The organism is Streptomyces sp. NPDC002004, assembly GCF_053593975.1.
In genome coordinates, this window is sequence record NZ_JBSFDP010000003.1 from 116366 (window position 1) to 139746 (window position 23381).

26 protein-coding genes and 1 riboswitch are annotated in these 23381 nt (G+C 72.1%); of the genes, 17 read left to right on the top strand and 9 right to left on the bottom strand.

Features of this window, described 5'->3' with window-relative positions:
* The first annotated feature begins 54 nt into the window (after positions 1-54).
* Positions 55-203: riboswitch (SAM riboswitch) on the top strand.
* Positions 204-221: 18 nt separating this feature from the next.
* The 8 genes from thrC (at position 222) to ACWCP6_RS06515 (ending at position 8071) form a co-directional block, all read left to right on the top strand.
* Positions 222-1505, top strand: a complete 1284-nt coding sequence (gene thrC / locus ACWCP6_RS06480) for a threonine synthase (protein WP_450931227.1) — start codon at positions 222-224, stop codon at positions 1503-1505.
* Positions 1502-1780 (top strand): MoaD/ThiS family protein, encoded by a 279-nt coding sequence (locus ACWCP6_RS06485; RefSeq protein ID WP_450931228.1) that lies wholly within the window; start codon positions 1502-1504, stop codon positions 1778-1780. Before thrC ends, ACWCP6_RS06485 begins: the two co-directional genes overlap by 4 nt.
* Before the next feature lie 449 nt (positions 1781-2229).
* Positions 2230-2433 (top strand): cold-shock protein, encoded by a 204-nt coding sequence (locus ACWCP6_RS06490; protein WP_004986573.1) that lies wholly within the window; start codon positions 2230-2232, stop codon positions 2431-2433.
* A gap of 317 nt (positions 2434-2750) precedes the next feature.
* Positions 2751-4373 (top strand): chaperonin GroEL, encoded by a 1623-nt coding sequence (groL, locus tag ACWCP6_RS06495; RefSeq protein ID WP_450931229.1) that lies wholly within the window; start codon positions 2751-2753, stop codon positions 4371-4373.
* Between the two features lie 283 nt (positions 4374-4656).
* On the top strand, positions 4657-4821 hold the full coding sequence (locus tag ACWCP6_RS06500) for a hypothetical protein (RefSeq protein ID WP_450931230.1): 165 nt from the start codon (positions 4657-4659) through the stop codon (positions 4819-4821).
* A 31-nt stretch (positions 4822-4852) separates the two neighbouring features.
* Entirely contained in the window at positions 4853-5653 is an 801-nt protein-coding gene (locus ACWCP6_RS06505) for an ATP-binding cassette domain-containing protein (protein ID WP_450931231.1), read from the top strand.
* Positions 5650-6957, top strand: coding sequence for a DUF7224 domain-containing protein (locus ACWCP6_RS06510; protein ID WP_450931232.1), 1308 nt, complete (start codon positions 5650-5652; stop codon positions 6955-6957). Before ACWCP6_RS06505 ends, ACWCP6_RS06510 begins: the two co-directional genes overlap by 4 nt.
* A gap of 145 nt (positions 6958-7102) precedes the next feature.
* Positions 7103-8071, top strand: a complete 969-nt coding sequence (locus ACWCP6_RS06515) for an amidohydrolase family protein (RefSeq protein WP_450931233.1) — start codon at positions 7103-7105, stop codon at positions 8069-8071.
* A gap of 83 nt (positions 8072-8154) precedes the next feature.
* On the opposite strand, the gene ACWCP6_RS06520 is transcribed toward ACWCP6_RS06515, so the two are convergent.
* The gene (locus tag ACWCP6_RS06520) at positions 8155-9003 is read right to left on the bottom strand and encodes an SDR family oxidoreductase (RefSeq protein WP_450931234.1); all 849 of its coding nucleotides are present in this window, start codon (positions 9001-9003) and stop codon (positions 8155-8157) included.
* Positions 9004-9112: 109 nt separating this feature from the next.
* On the opposite strand from ACWCP6_RS06520, the gene ACWCP6_RS06525 reads away from it, so the two are divergent.
* Complete coding sequence (locus ACWCP6_RS06525; RefSeq protein WP_450931235.1) at positions 9113-9577, top strand: MarR family winged helix-turn-helix transcriptional regulator; 465 nt, start codon at positions 9113-9115, stop codon at positions 9575-9577.
* A gap of 16 nt (positions 9578-9593) precedes the next feature.
* On the opposite strand, the gene ACWCP6_RS06530 is transcribed toward ACWCP6_RS06525, so the two are convergent.
* Complete coding sequence (locus tag ACWCP6_RS06530; protein ID WP_450931236.1) at positions 9594-10064, bottom strand: hypothetical protein; 471 nt, start codon at positions 10062-10064, stop codon at positions 9594-9596.
* Between the two features lie 277 nt (positions 10065-10341).
* Between ACWCP6_RS06530 and ACWCP6_RS06535 the strand changes: the two genes are divergently transcribed.
* Positions 10342-10563 carry a hypothetical protein gene (locus ACWCP6_RS06535; RefSeq protein WP_450931237.1) on the top strand — a complete coding sequence of 74 codons (222 nt, stop codon included), beginning with the start codon at positions 10342-10344 and terminating at the stop codon, positions 10561-10563.
* Positions 10560-10883: a hypothetical protein gene (locus ACWCP6_RS06540; protein ID WP_450931592.1), complete on the top strand. Its 324-nt coding sequence runs from the start codon at positions 10560-10562 to the stop codon at positions 10881-10883. Before ACWCP6_RS06535 ends, ACWCP6_RS06540 begins: the two co-directional genes overlap by 4 nt.
* 256 nt (positions 10884-11139) lie before the next feature.
* Here the strand turns inward: ACWCP6_RS06540 and ACWCP6_RS06545 are convergent, their stop codons facing one another.
* The 3 genes from ACWCP6_RS06545 to ACWCP6_RS06555 form a co-directional block, all read right to left on the bottom strand.
* On the bottom strand, positions 11140-12657 hold the full coding sequence (locus ACWCP6_RS06545; protein ID WP_450931238.1) for a PTS transporter subunit EIIC: 1518 nt from the start codon (positions 12655-12657) through the stop codon (positions 11140-11142).
* Between the two features lie 106 nt (positions 12658-12763).
* On the bottom strand, positions 12764-13696 hold the full coding sequence (gene murQ, locus ACWCP6_RS06550) for an N-acetylmuramic acid 6-phosphate etherase (RefSeq protein ID WP_450931239.1): 933 nt from the start codon (positions 13694-13696) through the stop codon (positions 12764-12766).
* Positions 13697-13833: 137 nt separating this feature from the next.
* Complete coding sequence (locus ACWCP6_RS06555; protein WP_450931240.1) at positions 13834-14760, bottom strand: MurR/RpiR family transcriptional regulator; 927 nt, start codon at positions 14758-14760, stop codon at positions 13834-13836.
* 104 nt (positions 14761-14864) lie between these two features.
* Between ACWCP6_RS06555 and ACWCP6_RS06560 the strand changes: the two genes are divergently transcribed.
* Entirely contained in the window at positions 14865-15251 is a 387-nt protein-coding gene (locus ACWCP6_RS06560; protein WP_450931241.1) for a hypothetical protein, read from the top strand.
* Positions 15248-15514: a DUF4031 domain-containing protein gene (locus tag ACWCP6_RS06565; RefSeq protein WP_450931242.1), complete on the top strand. Its 267-nt coding sequence runs from the start codon at positions 15248-15250 to the stop codon at positions 15512-15514. Before ACWCP6_RS06560 ends, ACWCP6_RS06565 begins: the two co-directional genes overlap by 4 nt.
* 105 nt (positions 15515-15619) lie before the next feature.
* Here the strand turns inward: ACWCP6_RS06565 and ACWCP6_RS06570 are convergent, their stop codons facing one another.
* The 4 genes from ACWCP6_RS06570 to ACWCP6_RS06585 all read right to left on the bottom strand — a co-directional run bounded on the left by ACWCP6_RS06570 (position 15620) and on the right by ACWCP6_RS06585 (position 18921).
* A complete protein-coding gene (locus ACWCP6_RS06570) occupies positions 15620-16843 on the bottom strand; it encodes a Cmx/CmrA family chloramphenicol efflux MFS transporter (RefSeq protein WP_450931576.1) in 1224 nt (407 codons plus the stop codon).
* Positions 16844-17012: 169 nt separating this feature from the next.
* A complete protein-coding gene (locus ACWCP6_RS06575) occupies positions 17013-17522 on the bottom strand; it encodes a GNAT family N-acetyltransferase (protein WP_450931243.1) in 510 nt (169 codons plus the stop codon).
* Between the two features lie 48 nt (positions 17523-17570).
* Positions 17571-18236, bottom strand: a complete 666-nt coding sequence (locus ACWCP6_RS06580; RefSeq protein ID WP_450931244.1) for an HD domain-containing protein — start codon at positions 18234-18236, stop codon at positions 17571-17573.
* Between the two features lie 19 nt (positions 18237-18255).
* Positions 18256-18921, bottom strand: coding sequence for a TetR/AcrR family transcriptional regulator (locus tag ACWCP6_RS06585; protein ID WP_450931245.1), 666 nt, complete (start codon positions 18919-18921; stop codon positions 18256-18258).
* Between the two features lie 404 nt (positions 18922-19325).
* On the opposite strand from ACWCP6_RS06585, the gene ACWCP6_RS06590 reads away from it, so the two are divergent.
* The 4 genes from ACWCP6_RS06590 (at position 19326) to ACWCP6_RS06605 (ending at position 23351) form a co-directional block, all read left to right on the top strand.
* Positions 19326-20189, top strand: coding sequence for an SDR family oxidoreductase (locus ACWCP6_RS06590; protein ID WP_450931246.1), 864 nt, complete (start codon positions 19326-19328; stop codon positions 20187-20189).
* Positions 20190-20282: 93 nt separating this feature from the next.
* Positions 20283-20960 (top strand): maleylpyruvate isomerase family mycothiol-dependent enzyme, encoded by a 678-nt coding sequence (locus ACWCP6_RS06595; RefSeq protein ID WP_450931247.1) that lies wholly within the window; start codon positions 20283-20285, stop codon positions 20958-20960.
* A 256-nt stretch (positions 20961-21216) separates the two neighbouring features.
* Positions 21217-21915 carry a copper homeostasis protein CutC gene (locus ACWCP6_RS06600; RefSeq protein WP_450931248.1) on the top strand — a complete coding sequence of 233 codons (699 nt, stop codon included), beginning with the start codon at positions 21217-21219 and terminating at the stop codon, positions 21913-21915.
* Between the two features lie 203 nt (positions 21916-22118).
* Positions 22119-23351, top strand: a complete 1233-nt coding sequence (locus tag ACWCP6_RS06605) for a trypsin-like serine peptidase (protein WP_450931249.1) — start codon at positions 22119-22121, stop codon at positions 23349-23351.
* The last annotated feature ends 30 nt before the right edge of the window (positions 23352-23381 follow it).

A 23381-nucleotide genomic window follows, 5' to 3' on the forward strand; every position in this document is an offset into this window, starting at 1 on the left:
TCCACGACAAATGCACCGGCCCCGTCCCCTCAGGGGGTGCGCCCGGCGCCATACCGCTCATCCAGAGGGGCAGAGGGATACGGCCCGTTGAAGCCCCGGCAACCCTCCAGTCGGTTCTCGTCGTACGCACAGTCGCGAGGCTCCCGGCTAGGGAAGGTGCCAAATCCGTCTCATGACGAGATGCGTCATGAGGAAGATGAGGAGAAAGGGCCTCGCCATCCATGGCTGTACAGACCGTTGCACCCGCCACCGACTCCGTCGATCTGGGCCCGGCATCCGGCCTCTCCTGCCGCGAGTGCGGTGAGCTGTTCCCGCTCGGTCCGATCTTCGCCTGCGAGCTGTGTTTCGGGCCGCTCGAAGTCGCCTACGACCTGCCGAGCGGCGATCCGGAAGCCCTGCGCAAGCAGATCGAGAACGGCCCGGACAGCATCTGGCGCTACGCGCCCCTGCTGCCCGTCCCCGCCGACGTGGCCGACAAGCCGAATCTGAACCCGGGCTGGACCAAGCTCGTCAAGGCCGACAACCTCGCCCGTGAGCTGGGCGTCACCGGCGGCCTGTACGTCAAGGACGACTCCGGCAACCCGACGCACTCCTTCAAGGACCGGGTCGTCGCGCAGGCGCTGGAGGCCGCCCGCGCCTTCGGGTACACCACGCTCTCCTGCTCCTCCACCGGCAACCTCGCGGGTGCCGTCGGCGCCGCCGCCGCCCGCGCCGGCTTCCGCTCCTGCGTGTTCATCCCGCACGACCTGGAGCAGGGCAAGGTCGTCATGGCCGCGGTGTACGGCGGCGAGCTCGTCGGCATCGAGGGCAACTACGACGACGTCAACCGCTTCTGCTCCGAGCTCATCGGCGACCCGGCGGGCGAGGGCTGGGGCTTCGTCAACGTCAATCTGCGTCCGTACTACGGCGAGGGCTCGAAGACGCTCGCGTACGAGATCTGCGAGCAGCTCGGCTGGCGGCTCCCCGACCAGATCGTCATCCCCATCGCCTCCGGCTCCCAGCTCACCAAGATCGACAAGGGTCTCCAGGAGCTGATCAAGCTGGGTCTGGTCGAGGACCGGCCCTACAGGATCTTCGGTGCCCAGGCGGAGGGCTGCTCCCCGGTGTCGGTGGCCTTCAAGGCAGGCCATGACGTCGTGCGCCCGCAGAAGCCGGACACGATCGCCAAGTCGCTCGCCATCGGCAACCCGGCCGACGGCCCGTACGTCCTGGACATCTGCCGCCGCACCGGCGGCGCCGTCGAGGACGTGACGGACGAGCAGATCGTGGACGCGATCAAGCTGCTGGCCCGTACGGAGGGCATCTTCACGGAGACCGCCGGCGGTACGACGCTCGGCGTGGCGAAGAAGCTGATCGAGGCCGGTGTCATCGACCCGTCCCTCACCACGGTCGTCGTCAACACGGGTGACGGCCTGAAGACCCTGGACGCGGTGGCCCCGACGACGGGTATGACCGCAGTCATCCGCCCCAACCTGGACTCTTTCCGAGAGGCTGGCCTCGCATGAGCGTCAACGTCCGCATCCCCACCATCCTCCGCACGTACACCGGCGGCCGGTCCGAGGTGCCGGCCGAGGGCGCGACCCTCGCGGAGGTCATCGCCGACCTGGAGAAGAACCACGCCGGGATCGCCGCGCGCGTCCTGGACGACCAGGGCAAGCTGCGCCGGTTCGTCAACGTCTATGTGAACGACGACGACGTGCGGTTCGAGCAGGGTCTGGAGACCGCGACGCCGGACGGCGCTGGCGTCTCGATCATCCCGGCGGTGGCCGGCGGGTGCTGAGCCGCTGAGCGCCCCCGTGGTGGCCGCCGAGCGTCCCGGCTGCACAGAGTCACTGGAATTGCCCCCTCCGCGAGAGAAACGGAGGGGGCAATTCTGCATGGTTGTGCACGGTAGAGTTGGGGAAGCAGCAGCACCGCACCTTGCCGGGTGCATATGAGTTCTTGGCCCGCACCATCGAGATGCAGCCAAACTGGTGCGCCCTTTTGCGCCATTGATTCCTTTTGCGGGGCCCGACTTGCCCTGAATTCAGTCACATTCTGTGCATATTTCGGATCGGTCGTGCCCAGATTTCTCGTCCGATTGACCTGTTGCAGACGGCAGTTGGACAGATACATTCAGCCGCGGTCGACGCGTTCCGGCGCACACCCCGAACCATTCGGAGGGGTGAGGTCTGACCCGGGTCCGCGAAGTGCGGTCCTGTGCAAGGGCCAGTAATAGGGGAGTTAGGCATGGCTCAGGGCACCGTCAAGTGGTTCAACGCGGAGAAGGGGTACGGCTTCATCGCGGTCGACGGTGGTGCGGATGTTTTCGTCCACTACAGTGCGATCCAGATGGACGGCTACCGCACCCTTGAAGAGGGCCAGCGGGTCGAATTCGAGATCTCGCAGGGTCAGAAGGGGCCGCAGGCCGACATGGTCCGCGTGACCGCCTGAAACGCGCGACCGGCACAACACGTCACGGAGGGCCCGCATCCCCGGGGATGCGGGCCCTCCGGCGTGTCCGGCGCCGCCCGGCGGGCCCGCCGCGGCCGCGGCACGGGCGGGCGAAGGCACGGAAGCGTCTTGCACTCGGCAGGGGTGAGTGCTAATCATTGGCGTTAGCACTCTCCGAGTGAGAGTGACAGATCGAGGATCGGGTCGGTGAGGTCCGCAGGCCGGTGGGGCAAGGAACCACAAGGCATGCAGGCCGTCCGTCGCGGGCGCAGGCGCGATCCGGAGCAATCCACCCCTGTCCGGGAGGACCACTTCACATGGCCAAGATCATCGCGTTCGACGAGGAGGCGCGGCGCGGCCTCGAGCGCGGCATGAACCAGCTCGCGGACGCCGTCAAGGTGACCCTCGGCCCCAAGGGCCGCAACGTCGTCCTCGAGAAGAAGTGGGGCGCCCCCACGATCACCAACGACGGTGTCTCCATCGCCAAGGAGATCGAGCTCGAGGACCCGTACGAGAAGATCGGCGCCGAGCTGGTCAAGGAGGTCGCCAAGAAGACGGACGACGTCGCCGGTGACGGTACGACCACCGCGACCGTCCTCGCCCAGGCACTGGTCCGCGAGGGCCTGCGCAACGTCGCCGCCGGCGCCAACCCGATGGCCCTGAAGCGCGGCATCGAGAAGGCCGTCGAGTCCGTCTCGGCCGCCCTGCTCGAGCAGGCCAAGGACGTGGAGACCAAGGAGCAGATCGCCTCCACCGCCTCCATCTCCGCCGCCGACACCCAGATCGGCGAGCTCATCGCCGAGGCGATGGACAAGGTCGGCAAGGAAGGCGTCATCACCGTCGAGGAGTCCCAGACCTTCGGTCTGGAGCTGGAGCTCACCGAGGGTATGCGCTTCGACAAGGGCTACATCTCGGCGTACTTCGCCACCGACATGGAGCGGATGGAGGCGTCGCTCGACGACCCGTACATCCTCATCGCCAACTCCAAGATCTCCTCGGTCAAGGACCTGCTCCCGCTGCTGGAGAAGGTCATGCAGTCGGGCAAGCCGCTGCTGATCATCGCCGAGGACGTCGAGGGCGAGGCCCTGTCGACCCTGGTCGTCAACAAGATCCGTGGCACCTTCAAGTCCGTCGCCGTCAAGGCCCCGGGCTTCGGTGACCGCCGCAAGGCCATGCTCGGCGACATCGCCATCCTCACGGGCGGCGAGGTCATCTCCGAGGAGGTCGGCCTCAAGCTGGAGAACGCGTCGCTGGACCTCCTGGGCCGCGCCCGCAAGGTCGTCGTCACCAAGGACGAGACCACGATCGTCGACGGCGCCGGCTCCTCGGAGCAGGTCCAGGGCCGCGTGAACCAGATCCGCGCCGAGATCGAGAACAGCGACTCCGACTACGACCGCGAGAAGCTGCAGGAGCGCCTGGCGAAGCTGGCCGGCGGCGTGGCCGTCATCAAGGCCGGTGCCGCCACCGAGGTGGAGCTCAAGGAGCGCAAGCACCGCATCGAGGACGCCGTTCGCAACGCGAAGGCTGCCGTCGAGGAGGGCATCGTCGCCGGTGGTGGCGTGGCCCTGCTCCAGGCCTCCCAGGTCTTCGAGAAGCTGGAGCTCGAGGGCGACGAGGCCACCGGTGCCGCCGCGGTCAAGCTGGCGCTCGAGGCCCCGCTGAAGCAGATCGCCGTCAACGCCGGCCTCGAGGGCGGCGTCGTGGTGGAGAAGGTCCGCAACCTCACCCCGGGTCACGGCCTCAACGCCGCGACCGGTGAGTACGTCGACCTGATCGCCGAAGGCATCATCGACCCGGCGAAGGTGACGCGTTCCGCCCTGCAGAACGCCGCCTCCATCGCCGCGCTGTTCCTCACCACCGAGGCCGTCATCGCCGACAAGCCGGAGAAGGCCGCCGCGGCCGCTCCGGGCGGCATGCCGGGCGGTGACATGGACTTCTGATCCGTCCCGGCGGATCGGAGCGTCCGGCCCCTCCGCGGACCGGACACGTCCTTCACGTTCCGAGGGCGGCACCCTTCTCCCAGGGGTGCCGCCCTCGGGCGTTTCCGCACGCGGGAGCGAAGGGCACCGCGTCCGCATCAACGGGTGACGGGGCGGTCAAGCACCGCGGGCCATGTCTCTCGACCAGTGACCATCGGCACAAACGCAACCCCTCTGTGCGGCCCCTGAGCCCGCCCGCCTAGGGTCAAGAGCGACCAAAGAACCTGTTCGCAGGGGGGATTGCATGCGCTCCACGACCAAGAGGCGCAGGTCGGCCGCCATGGCCACCCCGGCGCCGCCGGCCGTGGCCGTGCCGGCCCCCGTCGTTGAAGCCGAAGCCGAAGCCGTCGCCGAAGCCTTCGCCGGAGAGACCGGCGGCGGCCGTCCGTCCTTCTCCGCCGCCGCGTGAACACCCAGAGCTGATCAGGAACATCGTGTCCTTGCGCGACAACACCGCCGCGGCCGGCGCCGCCCCGTTGGCGGTGGTCACGGGTGTGACGGTCCGCTACGGGGCCCTGACCGCCCTCGACGACGTTTCGCTGGACTTCCCCTCCGGGGTCACCGGCCTGCTCGGTCCGCACGGGGCGGGGAAGAGCACCCTGCTGTCCCTGCTGAGCACGGCCCGCAGACCCCGGTCGGGGGCGGTGACGCTGCTGGGGGAGTCGGCGCAGGGCCGTTCGCAGGTGCGGCGCCTGCGGCGGCGGATCGGCGTACTGCCGCAGACGTTCGGCTTCCATCCCCGTTTCACGGTGCTGGAGTTCACCGAATACGCGGCCTGGCTGCGCGAAGTGCCGTCGGGGGTGCGCCGGGAGCGGGCGCGGGAGGCGCTCGGGCTTGTCGGGATGGAGCGGTATGCCGACCGGAGGATGGGGGCACTGTCCGGCGGGATGCTGCGCCGTGTCGGCATCGCGCAGGCCGTGGTCAACGCGCCGTCCCTCGTGCTGCTCGACGAGCCCACGGCCGGGCTCGACCCCGCGCAGCGGGTGGGGTTCCGCACGCTGATCCGGGAACTCGGGGAGCGGTGCGCCGTGGTGATGAGCATGCGCCTCGCCGGGGATGCGGCCCGTGTCTGCGACCGCATCGCGGTGCTTGTGGAGGGCGAGGTCCGCTTCACGGGCACCGTCGCCGAACTCTGCCGGCTGCCCCGGACGGACACCGGGGACGAGGGCGCGGACGTCGACGGCGCGGCGGTCGAGGCCGGATATCTGCATCTGGCCGGCGCCGAGGCGGCCGTCGGGTGATCCGCGTCCTGCTGATCGAGATGCGCCGCGCCGAAGCGAAATGGGCCGCCTGTCTCGTGGGGTTCGTCGGCTGGGTGTACTTCGCCTCCGAGAGCCCGGACGACAGCGACTGGATCGGCTGGTGGACCCAGACGAGCCTGGAGACACAGCTCTTCGGTGTGATCGTGCTGGGCCCGGTGATGAGCAGCGCCGCGGCCTGGGGAGCGGGGCGCTCCTTCCGCCACCGGACCGGGGACTGGGTGGACACCGCGCCCCGCAGCGGATGGACCCGGGCATTCGTGCAGTGGCTCGCCGCCTGGCTGTGGGCGCTGCTGGCCTACGCCGTCCTCGCCGCCGTCGCGGTCACGCGCACCGTGCCCGTCGGTGACGCCGACGGGCCCGTGTGGAGCCCGTTGCTGCTCGGCGCCGGGATGCTGGGCCTGCAGACCGGCGCGGGGGTGGCATTCGGCGCGGCGCTTCCGTCCCGTGTCTGCGCACCTTTCGCCGGTCTCCTCTGGTACGCCCTCTTCGCGGCCCTGGCCTGCGTGCCCGACAGCCCCTTGAACAGGCTCTTCCCCGCGATCGACGAACACTGGGACACGGTCTTCGAGCCGAACGTCCCCCGGATGCTCATCGCGACCACCTGGTGTCTGGCGCTGGCGCTGGTTCTGCTCGCCGTGCCGGTGCTGTGCCGCCGCGGGACCGGTGCGATCGGGCCGCAGCCCGTAGCCCTGGCGACGGTCGCGCTCGTCGCGTGCGGCACGGGCGCCGCGCTCGTCATGTTCCGTACGCCGGCCCCCGACCCGTACTGGGCCGTGCGCAAGCCACAGCCCGCACACGCGGCCTGCGTCGGCAGCGGCCGGACCACGGCATGCCTCTGGCCGGAGGACCGGCACCTGCTGCCGGCGGTCCGCACCGCCGTGCAGCGGGTCGACCTCGGCCTGGGCTCCCTGTCGGGCCTCAACCGCAGGTTCTACGCGACCGGGCTCACGCCGCCGCCGGGCCATGCGGCCGAACTCCGGCTGAGCGGGCCGTCGGAGGGCGAGGCCCAGCTGACCGACGCCTTGTTCGCGGCCGCCCTCCCGCAGCCGCCGCCCCACTGCGCGACGCATCCGATGGAGGCGACGGGCGGCTACCCCGACACCTTCCTCTTCGAGGCCGTGGTCCGTAACCGGATCGGTTCGCCGGCCGACTACTACGGCAGGCGGTTCGGTGCGGCGCTCGACCGGATCACCTCCGCGCCGCGCGGCGCACAGGACACCTGGATCGAGCAGGCGGCCGAGCACATCAGGTCCTGCCGCCCCGTCCCCACGCTGCCCCGGTGAACGCCGCCCTCGCCCATGTGCCCGGGCCCGCCACGCGCGCTCGTAGTCGCCGCGGTCGTCGCGCGGTTCGCGTGGACGGTGCCCGGGCGGGCGTTCCGGCCCGTGGGTCCGGTGGACACCGCTTGCGGGCGGCGCGAAGCTGAACATGATGCGGACCGATGTGCACGCCCACCTGTGGAGTGAGGGGTATCTCCGCCTCCTGGAGTCCTACGGGCGCGAGGACACGGCGACTCAGCGGGGGCTGGGAGCGGGAGACACGCCGGCGGAGCTCGACGCCCGGTTCGAGGCGAACGACGCCGCCGGCATCGAGCACCAGATCCTGAGCGTCTCGCCGCAGACCCCGTACTTCCCGGGCGAGGCCGAGGCGGTACGGGCCGCGCGCTACGCCAACGACCTCTACGCCGATGTCGTACGCGACTGGCCGACCCGGTTCTCCGCCTTCGCCGCGCTGCCCCTGCCGCACCTCGACGCCTCCCTGGCGGAGCTGGCACGGGCGCTCGACGAACTGGGGATGGCCGGGGCGGCGGTGACGACGTCGGTCCTCGGACGCAGCATCGGCGCCCCGGTCTTCGTTCCGGTGTTCGAGGAGCTGGACCGCAGGGGCTCGGTGCTGAGTCTGCATCCGGCCGGCCGGGACGCCGGGTCGCCGCTCGTCGCCGAGAACCGGATGCGCTGGATGGTCGGCGCGCCCATGGAGGACACCATCTGCGCGATGCACCTGATGATCGAGGGCATTCCGAGCCGCTTCCCGCGGGTGCGGATCGTGCATGCGCACCTGGGGGGCGCGCTGCCGATGCTGCTGCCCCGCGCGGACGACCACGTGCCGTGGGAGGCGCCGGACATCGCCGAGATGCCGGGCGTCGCGGCCCGCCGCATGTACTACGACACCGTCGCCCACGGTCACGAGCCCGCGCTGCGGGCCGCCGCCGACACGTACGGGGTGGACCGGCTGATGCTCGGTACGGACTTCCCGTACCAGTCGGGGGACGCGCTGCGCCGGGCCGTCACCTTCATCGAGGAGACGCTGATGCCGGAGGCCGCCGAGGAGGTGCTGACGGCGGGCGCGGAGCTGCTCCCGGCGGGGGCCGTCGCGGGCCGCCGTATGCAGCACTAGGGGGTGTCCTGCCGATCGGGCCGGGCATGCCCGAGGGGGGCGGCGCCCTCGGGTGCCGCCCCCTCGTCGGGTGCGGGTGCGGGTCAGGCGACCCAGCCTTCGGTGAGGCCGAGGACCGCGGAGCCTTCCAGGTCGGTGAGCTTGGTGCCCACGAAGCCGCGGGCCCAGTCGGAGGTCTGGAGGCGGAAGACGGGCTCGTCCGCGGTCAGCGCCTCGATCACCGACAAGGCGGCGCCCTCGGCGGTCTGCGCGCCGTCGAGGAACTGCGCGACGGTGCGGTTCAGATAGGCGCTCAACTGGGGCGCGTAGACCCCGGCCTCGGCGACGGCAGCTTCCAGGTCGACGCCGACGTTGGCGACGAACTCGGTGGCCACGGCGCCGGGCTCGATCACGGAGACGGCCACGCCGTGCGCCGCCGCCACGGGCGCCAGGCTCTCCATGTACCCCTCGACGGCGAACTTGGCGGCGCAGTAGGCCTCGTTGAAGGGCTGGCCGATGACGCCGCCGACGCTGGTGACGGTGATCAGACGGCCGCCGGAGGCGCGCAGGTGGGGCATGGCGGCCTTCGAGACGTTCAGCACGCCGAAGAAGTTGACCTCCATGACCTTGCGGACCTCGGCCACGGACTCGTTCTCCAGGGTGCCGAGGTGTCCGGCGCCCGCGTTGTTGACGACGGCGTCGAGGTGGCCGTAGTCGGCGAGCACGCCGTCGATCGCGGACGTGATCGAGGCCTCGTCCGTGACGTCGAGCCGGCGGATGTCGAGCTCCACGCCCGCCTCGGCGGCGGCCTTGCGCAGGGCGTCGGAACGGCTGGGGTCACGCAGCGTGGCGACCGTCGTCCAGCCGAGGCGTGCGGCGGAGACGGCGGCGGCGAGGCCGATGCCGGAGGAGGTGCCGGTGATGAGGACGACCTTGGGGGACTGGGAAGACATGGGGAGGCCTTTCGTGGCACGGGGATGCCGAGGAGGTCGGCACATTTGAGTGCGTGTACACACACCGTAATGCTTACGTGCGTGTACACGCAACCGCTAAGCTGATGACATGCCGAAGAAGAAGCTCGCGCAGGCGGAGATGCCCGTGGCCGACCACGCCTTCTACGGGCTGGTCTGGGCCGGAACCGTTCTGACGGACCGCGTGGACCGCGCCCTGAGCAAGGCGCACGACCTTCCGGTCTCCTGGTTCGAGGTCCTGCTCTGGCTGGCCTCCAGCCCCGACCCCGTCCCGGCCTCGGTCCTGGGCAACAGCACCATGCTCAGTCGCAGCCAGGTCTCGCGCGTCGTCGACGCCCTGCAGAGCCGCGGCCTCGTCACCCGCACCCCCTCGCCCCGCGACGCGCGCTCCGTCGAGGTCTCGCTGACTCCCGAGGGCCATCGGCTCTTCGAGGCGGCCGACACCACCCGCCGCGAGTGCCTCGCCCCCGTCTTCACGGACCTCCTCGACGAGGACGACCTGGAGGCGCTCAGCGCGGTGTGGCGGAAGCTCAAGGCCAACAAGGACGCCGCCTAGGGTGTGACGACAGGCCCTAGAAGCCCCCGCACGCGCCGTCGGTGACCGTGGCCCTCAGCATCACCTCGTCGCCGTGCGGTATTTCGGCGATGCGCATGCAGAACGCGGCGTCGGTTCCGGATCCGGTGACGGTGTAGTCGTCGTAGTCGCGGGTCTCGTGGGTGTCCTCGCGCTCGACCCGGGCGCCGAAGGACGGGCCCTCGCCGGTCCTGTCGATGGCGTCCTCGATGAGCATGTCGTAGCCGAGCGAGTCGTCGCTGACGTGGGGCTCCTTCTCCAGTGCGGCCGCCGCCTCCGTCGTTGCGTCGTGCAACTCGTCCCGGCTCCACTCGGAGCTGTCGTGCAGGTAGTACAGCCCGCCGATCAGCACCAGGACCGCGAGGACGATCAACGCCATGCCCACGGGGTTGTCGGGGTTGTACTCGTAGCGGTTCGTGCCCCAGCGGCTCTTGCGGAAGACCGGCTCGTAGCCGTCGTCGCCGCTCAACCGGCCACCCCGACGGCGGGCCGGGATGCCGGGGCGAGCGCGGCGCGGGTGTCCCTACTGCCGTCTCCGCGGCGGAACTTGTGGCGCGGCGCGGTGCTCGGGGGGTGGTCGGAGCCGGTCCTCATGCGCGTCATCCTCCGCCACCGGTGCGACCGGGGCCAGCGGATTCCCGCGGCGCCCGGAGGGCCGTTCGCCGTCACCGTTCGGGTCAGTCACGCATGGCCACGCTGAGTGAGGGAACGAAAACACTCGGTATGGAGGGATGTGGGTGAATCGCATGGCGTTGAGTGCGGAGGACAGGGTGCGGGCGGCCGAGGAGGTCGTGGAACAGCTGCGGCAGGGGCTGCGACGGGCCGGGGTCGTGCTGCCCTCGCTGTGTGTGGACCCGTTGACGGTCGCGGCGGCGGAGCCGTTGCCCCTGGTCGAGCTGGGGCGGTGCAACCTGGACACGGCGTTGCGACTGGCGGCGGTACTGCACGGGCTCGGTGACACCGAATGAGCGGGCACGGAGCGGGCGCCGGAGTGAGCGGGCGCGAGGAGAGCGCTCACGGCGGGACCGGCCGCGCAACCAGCGGCTGGGGAGCGATCGGTGAGCAGCCGTCGCCCGGGGCTCCGGACCCGGGGACGTATGCCGTCGACACCCGCGACGGGCGGATCGGTCAGGTCATGGGCCACGTGGGCGGGTACGTACAGCTGCGCCCGCCGGGCGGCGGACGGGAGTGGGACTGTCCGCCGGAGGCGCTGGGGCCGGCGCCCCCGGCGGGCGAGGTGCTGCGGGCCCGCGTGCGCGAGCTGAACCGGCGCGGACGGCTGCCGTGACGAGCCCGGGTCGGTGCGCCGTTCACGCGATCGTGGGACGCTGGTGGGCATCGCACGCAGTCGCAAGCACGCCGAGGTACGTTCGCCCTCCGCAGGCCACGCGAAGGGACCCGCGATGACCGCCGCAATGGTCGCGAAGGACCAGGCCCCGGACACGTCCGCCTTCCCGGTCGACTAGGCGGCGCCTTGCCGGTCACGCAGACCGGGGTGCGTGCCAGGCCCCCTCTCGGCCCGGCGTGATCCGGAGGGACACCCCCTAGCCCGTCGCGTTCGACGTGCGGGTCCGGGGGGACGCGGCATCGGTCTGCGGTGTGGGCTCGGGGGCGTCGGGGTCGAGGTCCCGGAGCATCTGCTTGCTGAAGCCGAAGAGGTACGTCGCCGCGAAGCCGACCGTGTAGCCGGTGAGGAGGCCGCCGGCGTAGATCGCCGCCGTGAGGGAGAGGCTCCTGTTGCCGGCCAGGAGCGGGAACAGCGCCCAGCCGGACGGGCCGATGGCGGTGGAGCCGACCTTGTCGCCGAGCATCGAGAAGAGGCCGATGAAGGCGCCGCCGGCCGCGCCGCCGGCGCACGCGGTGAGGAAGGGGCGGCCGAGAGGGAGCGAGACGCCGTAGATCAGGGGTTCGCCGACGCCGAGTACTCCCGCGGGGAGCGCGGACCTGATCGTCGTACGGATGGAGTGGTTGCGGCGCAGCCGGAGGTAGACCGCGACGGCCGCGCCGACCTGGCCCGCGCCCGCCATCGCCAGCACGGGGAGGAGCACCGTGTAGCCCTGCTGCTGGATGAGCGTGGCGTGGATGGGGATCAGGGCCTGGTGCAGGCCCAGCATGACGAGTGGGAGGAACAGACCCCCGAGGACGAGCCCCGCGAACGCCCCCGTGTTGTCCAGCAGCCAGTTCGCCGCGGTGCCGATGGCCGCCGAGACCTCTCCGGCCGCGTACATCAGTCCGTAGAGCGTGGCCAGTCCGGAGAGGAGGACGGTGAGGGTGGGGGTCACCAGCACGTCCAGCGCCACCGGGACCCAGCCGCGGCACCACTTCTCCACGTATGTCGCGAGCACCGCCGCGGCCAGCGCGCCGAGCACCCCGCCCTGACCCGGAGACAGCTTCTGGCCGAACGCGGTGATGTGCGCGACGCCCGGAAAGACGGTGACGGCGGCCACCGCCCCGCCCAGAACGGGCGTACCGCCGAACTCCTTAGCGGTGTTGAAGCCCACGAACACCGCGATCAGCGCCATGAAACCGGAGGCCGTGGCCGTCAGCGCCGGGGTGAGGGACGGCAGCCGGCCCAGGTTGACCAGGACGCCGCCCAGTCCGGCGATGATGCCGCAGCCGATCAGGGCCGGGATCAGCGGGACGAAGATGTTCGCGATGCGGCGCAGGAGTTGCTTCACCGGAGTGGCGTTCCTCGCCTTGTGCGCGGCACGCAGGGCCTCGCCCTGTGCGGCGAGGGCCTCGGCGGTCACGGCCTTCGCGGGGGGCGCGGACATCGCGGGTGCCGGAGTCGTCAGCAGTCTCTCGAACTCCGGGGCGACCCGGGCGACCGTGCCCGGGCCGAGGACGATCTGGTACGTGTCGTCCTCCACGACGCCCAGCACGGCCGGAAGCGCCGCCAGGGCCTCGCCCCGGACGAGCGAGCGGTCCGCCAGACCCAGGCGGAGGCGGGTCATGCAGTGGGCGACGGACGTGACGTTCCCGGCGCCGCCGACCAGAGGCAGGATCGCGGCGGCGATGGCGTGGGAGCGGTCGCCTGGTGAATCGATTTGTCCCATGGTCATGCAGCTTGGCATGCGATGGGGGGAATTGCCGGGAAGGGTGGCCGTGGCCGCCGTAGTCGCTGCGCCCGCGCCCCGGGGTCGTCGCCGCCACCCCGCCCCGGTCGCGTCAGGCGTGGAGCGCTCTGCGCAGGTGGCCGTCCGCCTCGTCGAGCAGCCGTGCCGCGGTGGGGCCGTCCACCTCGGCCAGGATGATCAGGATCGCGTTCTTCACCTCGCCGTCGGCCGCGGTCAGGGCCGCCTCGATCGCGGCGTCGGAGGCCCCGGTGGCGAGGGAAACGATCCGGCGGGAGCGGGCGCGGAGTTTGTCGTTGGACGCACGCACGTCGACCATCAGGTTCCCGTAGGTCTTGCCCAGGCGGATCATCGTGATCGTCGACAGCATGTTCAGGACGAGCTTCTGGGCCGTGCCCGCCTTCAGCCGGGTGGAGCCGGTCAGCAGTTCGGGGCCGACGACGACCTCGATGCCGTGGTCCGCGGCGGCGGCGAGCGGGCTGTCCGCGTTGCAGGAGAGGCCGATGGTCAGGGCTCCGTGTGCGGCGCGGGCGTGTTCGACGGCGCCGACGGCGTAGGGGGTGCGGCCCGAGGCCGAGATACCGACGACCACGTCGTCCGCGGTGAGGGCGAGGCCGTCCAGGTCCTTCGCTGCCAGCTCCCGGGAGTCCTCCGCGCCCTCGACCGCGGTGACCATCGCGGTGGGGCCGCCCGCGATGAGGCCCACGACCTGGGAGGGGTCCGTGTTGAACGTGGGCGGGCACTCGGACGCGTCCAGCACGCCGAGGCGGCCCGCGGTGCCCGCGCCCGCGTAGACGAGCCGGCCGCCGCGGGCCATCCGGGCCGCCGTGGCGTCGATGGCGGCGGCGATGTGCGGGAGCTGGGCGGAGACGGCGGCGGGGACCGAGGCGTCCTCGCCGTTCATGAGCTTGGCGATGTCCAGGGTGGGGAGTTGGTCGATCTCGGAGAGCTCGGGGCGGAAGGCCTCGGTGGTGAGGGCGTCCAGCTCTGCGCGGAGGGCGCCGTAGGCGCCGGGGGCGGTGTTCATGGGGACGGCTCTTTCGCGGTTCGGGTCGACGTGGTGCCACGGCTGGGGACGGTCGTCCTCCGGGGCGGCGGAGGCGCCCCGCCCGGGCGTGTGCGGGGAGCTTCGTCCGCAGCGGCGGCGATGCGGCTGCGGCGGCGTCAGGTCCGCCGGATGCTGCGGGGGCTGTGACGGTGGGCCAGGGCCTCGTAGGAGGCGGAGAGTGCGGGGGCGGCGGTTTCGTAGGTGCGTTGGGCCACGCCCACGAACAGGCAGTCCACGACGAGCAGTTGGCTCGTACGGGAGGACATGGCCGCCGGCCGCAGCTCGCTCTCGCGGGCCGTCGAGGTCGTCAGGACGTGGTCGGCGTACTGGGACACCGGGCCGTCCGGACGCCCGGTTATCGCGACGGTCGTCGCGCCGCGCTCGAAGGCGACGCGGAGGGGTTCGATGACGTCGCCCGTGGAGCCGGAGTGCGTGATGGCGATCGCGACGTCCTTGGCGCGCAGTTGCACCGCATTGGTGATCGCCAGGTGCGGGTCGCCGTGGGCGTGTGCGATCAGGCCGATGCGGAGCAGCTTCTGCGCGAGGTCCTGGCCGACCAGGCTGGAGGCGCCTATGCCGTAGATGTCGACGCGGCGGGCGCTCGCGAGCGCGGCGACGGCCGCGCCGAGCTGGACGGTGTCGAGCCCCGCGGCGGTGTCGGCGAGGGTCTGCTGCTCGTCGTAGGCGAGTTTCGCCACCACGTCCGCGATCGGGTCGTCGACGGCGATGTCCGCCGTGACGGCGGGCGCCCTGCCCGACTGCTGCTGGGCGGCCAGGCCGGCGAGCGCGAGCCGGAGGTCGCGGTAGCCGGGGTAGCCGAGGAGGCGGGCGGTGCGCACGACCGTGGCCTCGCTGGTGCCGGTGAGCTCGGCGAGGCCGGTGACGGTGAGAGCCGCGCAGCCGGCGGGGTCGCCGGCGACGGCTTCGGCGACCCGCTGCATGGAGCGGGTCATCGACGGCGCGAGCGTGCGCACCTTGGCGGCGAGCGCGGCGGGCGCGGGCGGGGCGTCGCCCGCGAAAATTTCCTTCACGTCATGGGTCACAGTTGAAAGATATTTTCGGTGCGGTGCGGGGTCAAGGGTGCCGCAGGGCCCCGGTTCGCCGGGTTCGCGCTCCGGGGAAGGGGAACAGAGCGCACAATGAGTCCATGGAGCACATCACCCCCCTGGAGCAGGCGCTGCACGCGGCCCGTGCCCTCGTGCTCGCCGACCTCGTCGCGGGCGATGTCGCCCAGGCGGACGTGGTGTCGATGGTCGAGGAGTCCGTGGCACAGCGGCGCTGGTGGGTCGAGCAGTGGCCGGAGGGCGCGGAGTACGTCGCGGGGCTCGTCGCGCAGGACGTGCAGGACGCGCTGCTGGAGCGGCACGGACGGTGGCCGCTGTGCCCCGTGTGCGGTTCCGGCGATCCGCATGCCCTCGACGTGGAACCGGAGTTGGGGCCCGACCCGCACTGGGTGTGCGGCAAGGCGGGCGTGAAGGTCGCCGCGGTCGGTTCGCTCGGCGGCATCACCGACCTCGGGATCCCGCCCTCGTGACGGTCTACATCGACCCGCCGACCTGGCCGGGGCACGGCCGTCTGTGGTCGCATCTGATCAGCGACGTGTCGTACGACGAGCTGCACCGTTTCGCCGGGAGGATCGGCGTGCCGTCGCGCGCCTTCGAACGCGACCACTACGACCTGCCCTCGCACCGGTACGAGACGGCCGTGGCCGCCGGTGCGGTGCAGGTCAGCACCCGTGAAGTGGTGCGGCTGCTGACGGAGTCGGGGCTGCGCAGGCCCAAGGGCCGCCCGGCGTAGTCGGCTTGCGGCGGCGGGTTCCGGTGACCGTCGGCCGGGTTCCGCGATGCGGGACTCCGCCGCCGCCCGCGGGTTCCCGGCCTCGGCCGGGGGGAGGACGCGGGCTCAGTGGGCCCGTTCGCGGGCCTCGGCGCCGCTCGGCACGGCGGTCGCCGGCCCGGACCCCGTGACCACCCGGGACGCCGTACGACGGTGCAGACGCAGGGACACCGCCGTCGCCGCGATCGCGGTGAGGGTCATGGCCGCGCCCGCCCAGGCCGGGGAGGAGAAGCCGAAGCCGGCGTCGATGACGGCGCCGCCGAGCCAGGGGCCCCCGGTGTTGCCGAGGTTGAAGGCCGCCGTGGTGGTGGCACCGGCGAGGGTCGGCGCGGCGCCCGCGACGTTGAACATCCGGGCGTTGAGCGCCGGGGCCGTGTAGAAGGCGGAGACGCCGAGGAGGAAGGAGAGGGCGATCGCGGCGGCGGCGTGGTGGCCGAGCAGTGCCAGGACCGAGAGCAGCACCGTGGACGCCGCCGTACCGGAGAGCAGGACGCCGAAGAGATGGGCGTCGGCGACACGGCCGCCGATCGTCGTACCGATCAGCGCGCCCAGCCCGAAGAGCGCCAGGACCGTCGGCACCCAGCTGTCGTCGAGGCCCGCGACGTCCGTCAGCAGCGGCGCGAGATAGCTGAACGCGCAGAACACGCCGCCCGCGGCGAGCGCGATGACGACGACGGACAGCCACACCTGACGGTCGCGGTAGATGCGCAGTTCCCGCCGCAGCCGCGGCTTCTCGGCCGGCAGGGGGATCGGTGGGATCTTCGCCAGGACGCCGGTCAGGGCCAGGCCCGAGGCCGCGGCGACCGCCCAGAAGGCCGACCGCCAGCCCAGATGCTCGCCGAGGAAGGCGCCTGCGGGGACACCGAGGACATTGGCGATGGACAGGCCGCCGATCATGACCGCCATCGCGCGGGCCCGCGCGTTCACCGGCACCATCGCGACGGCGACCGCCGCGCCCACCGCCCAGAATCCGGCGCAGGCGAGTGCGCTCAGTACGCGGGACGCGAACAGCACCCCGTACGACGGGGCGACCGCGCCCGCGATCTGCCCCAGGCCGAACGCGGTGAGCAGCGCGACCAGCGTCGTACGCCGGGGCAGGCGCAGCGTCGCCACCGCGAGCAGCGGCGCGCCCACCACCATGCCGATCGCGAACGCCGAGATCAGCAGGCCCGCCTGCGGAATCGTCACGCCCATGTCCGCGGCGATCGGCGGCAGCAGCCCCGACAGCATGAACTCGCTCGTACCGAGCGCGAAGACCGAGAGGCCGAGGATGTAGACGGCGAGGGGCATACGGGAGCGGTCGGCGCCGTCGGCGCGCCGGGTCGGAGCAGGCATATCACGTGACAACACGATGATCACCGACGTCATTCCCGGGGCCGCGCCGCCGCGCCGGACGCATGGTGGCGCTTCCGTGACCCCGGCCGGCGGCGCGCCGCGGAAGCAGCACGCGCCCGCTGCGTCACCGGGTGAGCTCGTACGCCATCACGTCCTCCCCGGCACCGCCCTTCGCCGTTCCGGCCGGGGCGAAGCCGGCGCGGGTGATCACCGCGTGGGACGGTGCGTTGTCGGGGTCTATGCGGGCGCGCAGCGTACGCAGCTGCGGATGCGTGAAGGCCCAGGCGGTCAGGGCGCGCAGCGCCTCGGTCGCGTAGCCGCGCCCGCGGGCCGCCTCGGCGAGGTCGTATCCGACCTCGGCGCGGCCCTCCTCGTCGGGGGCGCCGTGGAAGCCCATGGCGCCGAGCGCGCGGCCGTCCTCGGCGCGGATGATCACGTAGACCCCCCAGCCGGTGCGGTGCCGCCCGGCCTCATGGGCCTCCACGACCTTGCCGGACGCGACCCGCGTCCCCTCGTACGGGCCGCCGTCGATCCAGTCGAAGCCGCCGGTGCCGCCGGCGGAGAGCTCGGCCGCGGCGTCCCGGGACAGCTCGACCAGGCGGACCCGGTGCGCGGGAATCGTCAGAAGAGTCATGGGGCGAGCATGCAGGGCCCGGGCCCGGGGATCAACGGGGTCGTCGGGTCAGGGGGCGAGCAGTGCCAGTTCGTCGGCCAGATTGCGGCGCGCCGCGGCCTCCCAGTGCTCCGCGCCGTACGGGGTGCGGAACAGGCGTGGCAGGGACAGGAGTTGGCCGAGTACCGCGGCCCGGCCCGCGCGGAACGCGTCGTCCGGCACGAACCCGTACTCCTCGCGGACGGCGGCCGTGTACGCGGCGTAGTCCTCCGCGCCGCCCGCCAGGACCGCGAGGTCGGCGTCGCACAGGACCGCGCCGTTGCCGTCGCCGTCCTCGGGGGCGTGGGTGACGGTGAGGCGGACGAGACGGGCCACCTCGCGGGTGCGGGCCTCGTCGACGCCGAGCTCCGGCAGGGCGCGCTCGGCGAGCCGAGCGGAGCGCTCCTCGTTGGTGGACCGCTCCGGCAGATAGACCGCGTCGTGGAACCAGGCGGCCAGCCGCACCAGCGCCGGGTCGTCCGCGTACCGCTCCAGCACGTCGACCCGGTCGAGGACCGCGAGCAGGTGATCGGTCGTGTGGTAGCGGCGCTGCGGCTCCGCCCAGCGCGTGAGCAGTGCGTCGGCGTAGCGGTACGGCGAGGGCATGCACTCGTCCGTGTCGCGCGCCTGGATGACGGCGGTCGCCCACCGCTCGCGCAGGTCGTCGTGGGCGGGGTGCTCGGGGAGTGCGGGCATGTCCGCCATTGTGCCGCGGTCAGCCTGCGGGTGTGCCGAGGACGCCGTTGACGAGGACCCGCAGTGCCCAGGTCGCACGGTCGCCTCCGGACAGCAGCGGCTCGCGCAGGGACGTGATCATCGGGTAGCGGTCGGCGGGCAACGACGCGTAGTGCCGGTCGACTTCGGCGATGTAGTCCTCCTCGGCCGTCTCCTTGACGTCGTACGCGCTCTGTTCGGCGCCGGCGGCGACGATGTGGAGATGGAGGAGGTCGACGGCCCAGGCGGCCGTCGCGTCGTCCAGACCGCCCTGTTTCAGCAGGGCGAGCATGCGGTCGAGGACGAGGAGGGCGTTGGCCCCGGTGGGGATGCCGCCGAGTGCGACGTTGGCGAGCCCTTCGTGCCGGCCCATCGCCTCGATCGTCGCGGCGGCGAGCGCCAGGAGCTGCTCCTGCCAGGTGCCTTCGGCGGTGAGGGGCACCTGCCCCAGGGCCTCGTCGAGCATCGCGGCCATGAGGTCGTCGCGGTTCTTGACGTAGACGTAGAGCGAGGCCGGCCCCGTGTCCAGCTCCTGGGCGACCCGGCGCATGGTCAGGGCGTCCAGGCCGTCGCGGTCCAGGACCTGCAGTCCGGTGCGCACGATCACGTCGCGGCTCAGCGGCGCCTTGGCGGGGCGCGCCCGGCGGCTCGTCGGCTGGGTGCTCATGGGGAGAGCCTAAGCCCCGACGAACACCGTTTGACACGAACGCTGTTCGTTGCCTAGGGTCGGTGATCAACGGAACGAACAATGTTCGCCACGATCCTTGTTCGTCCTCCCGCTCCGCTCCACCGCGCGGCGTCCCGGGAGGGCCGCGGTCTTCCGCGGCCCCGTCCGGCACTCCCCGGTGGCCCCGCTCCCGGCGCACCTCGTCGGTCTTCGGTCCGCGTGCTCCTGGTGCGTCCATGTCCGGCACCGCACCCGTCGGCTTCGTCCCGGCCCGCCCGTCGGGCCGCCGTCCGGTGCCACCCATCCCACGCCGCCGTCGTCCGGTGCAGCCGCTGCCCGCACGTCATGCGCCGACGGCACCGGCACAGCCCGCTCCTCGCGAACAACCAAGAAAGGAAAGCGACATGATCCTCGTCACCGGAGGCCGCGGTGCGGTCGCCGCCCATGTGCTCACCCTGCTCCACGAGCAGGGCCTGCCCGTGCGCGTCGGCTCCTCGGCACCGTCCGAACTCGACCTGCCCGACGGTGTTCCCTCGGTCGCGCTCGACCTCACCGACCCGGCGACCTTCCCCGCCGCCCTGACCGGCGTCACCTCCGTCTTCCTCTACGCCTCGGCGGAGCGCATCGACGACTTCGCCGACCACGCGGTCGCCGCCGGAGTCGCCCATGTCGTGCTGCTCTCCTCGTCGGCGGTGTTCAGCCCCGACCCGGAGTCCAGCCCGGTCGCCAAGTCCCACCTCGACGTGGAGAGGGCGCTCCTGGCCTCGTCCGTCCCCACGACGATCCTGCGGCCGGGCTCCTTCGCGGCCAACGCCCGCGGCTGGGCCTGGGCGATCAGGTCCGGCAGCCCGGTGAGCCTTCCGTTCCCCGGCTCGCACAGCGACCCCGTCCACGAGAAGGACGTCGCCGAGGCCGCCTTCGCCGCGCTCACCGACCCGCGCCACCGGGGTGGACGGTTCACCCTGACCGGGCCCGAGAGTCTGACCTTCGCCGAACAGGTGGAGCAGATCGCCGCGGTGACCGGTCTGCCCGTCACGAGCGCGCACGTCACTCCGGACGCGTGGAAGCGGGAGGTGGCCGGATACCTCCCCGGTTCCTACGCCGACGCCCTGCTCGACTGGTGGGAACTCCACGACGGCAGGCCCGTGGAGGTGACCCGGACCGTCGACGACCTCACCGGCCACCCCGCCCGCACCTTCGCCGCGTGGGTCGCCGACCATGCCGACGCGTTCGCGGGCGACCCGCAGTCGGCCGGATCCGCCGGCTGACGCTCCCGGTTCGCGCACCCTGGCGGGAACCCTCCGCGACACGGCCGTGCGGGAACCGGGCCGCCTGCGGACGTCAGCCCCTACCGTGACCGCATGACTGCTGACGTACGAGGCACAGGAGAGAACCGGGACCCGGAGCTGCCGGGGCTGCTGCTCGGGATCGAGCGGGATGCGCTGATACCGCTGCTGCGGGACCGGCCCGAAGGGGACTTCGCGGCGCGGACGGCCTGCCCGGGGTGGACCGTGCGGCATGTACTGGCGCACTGCTCGGCCGCGTTGCTGCGCGTCGTCGAAGGCCGCTTCGAGCCCGGTGTGTTCAGCCCCGAGTCGAACGACCGCGACATCGCCGAGCGCGCCGACTGGCCGCTCGCCCGGATCGTCGACGAGCTGGAGCGGGGCATGACCGAGGCGGGCCCGGCCATCGCCAGGGCCGGAGGCGCCCTCGACGCCGTCGCGCTGGGCGAGTGGGTGCACGCCGGTGACGTCCGGGAGGCGTTCGGGGAGCCCGGCGCGTACGGGGGCGAGGGGCTGGAGCACGCACTGACGCTGCTCGCCCGCACCAGCCGGGTCAAGGAGCACCTGTCCGTCCATGCGGACCTCGACGACGTCGACGAGCCGCTGCTCCTGGGGGTCCCGTCCGGCGAGCGCCCGCCCGCGCGCTACCTCGGCCCGGCCTCGACGCTGGTGCGGCTGTACGCGGGGCGGCCCCTGGTCGGCACGCGGTACGAGCTCGCGGGTGCGGCGGAGAAGGAGCTGGTCATCTTCACGTGAGGCGTGACGGGTGACGCGTGACGGGTGACGGCTGACGCGGTCCGTGGCGCGGGGCCCGGCCGGTGCCCGACCAGCGCGTGGGCCGGGACCCGCGCGCCCCGGCCCGAGGGCCCGGGAACCCCGTCCGCGCCGCGCCGTGGCCCCGTTCGGGGATCTTCGGTGCGGCGCGGACGCGTATCGGCGTACGCTGGAGATTGGACTAGACCTCTAGTCGCTCCCGATGAGCCGCCGTCGTTCCCGGATGAAGAGGAGCCCCATGAGCAAGCGTGCAGTGCTGGAGGTGATCGCCCTCGACGCACAGGACGCGATCGCCGCCCAGGCCGGAGGCGCGGACCGCCTCGAGCTGGTCACCGACATGGCCGCGGACGGCCTCACGCCATCGCGCGAGACCTTCGCGGAGATCCGCTCCGCGGTCGACATCTCCCTGCGCGTGATGCTGCGGCTCGCGGACGGGTTCGCGGCGGGCGGCCCGGGAGACCTCGACGAGCTGGTCCGGGTGGCGGGGGCGCTGCGCGCCGAGGGCGCCGACGAATTCGTCCTGGGCTTCCTGACCGGGGACGGTGCTGCGGACGTCGCGGCCATCGGTGCCGTGCTGGACGCGCTGGACGGGTGCCGGTGGACCTTCCACCGGGCGCTCGACCACGCCGCCGACCGTGACGCGCTGCGCAGGCGGCTCGACGGCCTCCCGGGGCTGGACACCTATCTCACCGCGGGCTCGGCCGACGGCGTCGACGCCGGGCTCCCGACGCTCATCGCGGAGGCGGCACGCGCCGGGGAGCCCGGGTACGGCCAGCGGCTGCTGGTCGGCGGCGGGCTCCGCCTGGACCATGTGCCGCGGCTCCGGGCCGCCGGGGTCGACGCCTTCCACATCGGTGGCGCGGCCCGTCCCGGCGGCTGGGAGAAGCCTGTGTCGCCGGATGCGGTACGGGAGTGGCGGGCCGCGCTCGACACCTGAGTGGCGCCCCCCGGGTGCGGCGGCGGAACCGGCCGTGAGCATCAGGGGTATGACGCGATGTCACGGATTCATCTCCGGTGCGTGCTTGTTGTGTGCTGGCTGTGCCCCCGCCGACGGTTGCCCGTCCGCCTGCGTGCATAGTGAAGGGCGCCCCAGGTAAGCGGGGGCATGACAAAAGCACAGCAACAGGGGGACTTGGCTCCATGGCATCCATACGTCGCCGCACGGTGGCGGCAGCAGCGACCGTGATCGCGGCGATCATGGTCACCACAACGGCTTGTGAGGGCAAGAAGGACGACGGGGCTGCGTCGAAGCCCTCCGCGACGGCCGGGGCGGACCAGGCCGGCGAGTCCGGCGGCGACGGCGGGGCCGGGGGCATCAAGCTCCCGAAGGGGGTTCCCACCAGCCTGAACATCAAGGACCTCCAGAAGTGGAAGAACGGGGGCTGGAAGGACTACGGCCACTGGGCCTCCAAGGCCGAGGACTTCGCCAACCCGTACATCAAGGACTTCTGGACGCCCGAGCGGATCGCCCAGGCCAAGGAGAGCCTGCCCGGGATCACCGTCGCGGGCAACAGGTCCAGCGGCTCCAGCGGGCGGGTCGGCGCGTACACGCCCGACGGCCAGGTGAAGCGCTACCGGGCCAAGCGGGTCGCGGCGACGTACCACCACTACGCGCCGCCGGTGGGCAAGCTGTTCTTCACCACCCCGCAGGGTGCCTCGGTCTGCTCCGCCGCGGTCGTCAACGACCCGGCGCACCCCGGCAAGTCCAACATGGTCTGGACGGCCGGCCACTGCGTGCACGCGGGCGCCGAGGGCGGCTGGTACCGCAACATCGCCTTCATCCCGTCGTTCAACAACAGCGGCCGGCTGAACAGCCGGCAGGCGGCACAGAACTACCGGTCCCCGAGTGTCTCGCCGTACGGCCTGTTCTGGGTCGACTGGGCCACCACGTCCGCGCAGTGGATCCGCGGCGGCGCCGGGCACAAGGGCACCTGGGCGTCCACGTACGACTACGCCGTGCTGCACGTGAAGCCCGAGAGCGGCCAGAAGTCGCTCCAGGAGCGGGTCGGTTCGGCCCTGCCCGTGTGGTTCGGCGCGCCCGCCGCCAACAAGGTCAAGAACATGAAGGTCCGCGGGTACCCTGCCGAGGCGCCCTACGAGGGCTCGAAGATGTACGACTGCCACGGTGCGACCAAGCGGTTCGTGCTCGGGACGAGCTACCCGAGCCAGTACCCGTCCGAGTACATGGTGGGCTGCACCATGACCGGCGGAGCCTCCGGCGGCCCCTGGTTCATGGACCACAACGGGCGCAACTACCTGGTGTCCAACACGTCGTTGGGTGACCGGGACCGGTACCTGACCGGGCCCCGGCTGGGTTCCAACGCCCACGCGGTCTACATGGCGACCAGCAACAAGTTCAAGCACAGCCGCTGAACCGGTGCCGCTCGGCACGGACGAGCGACT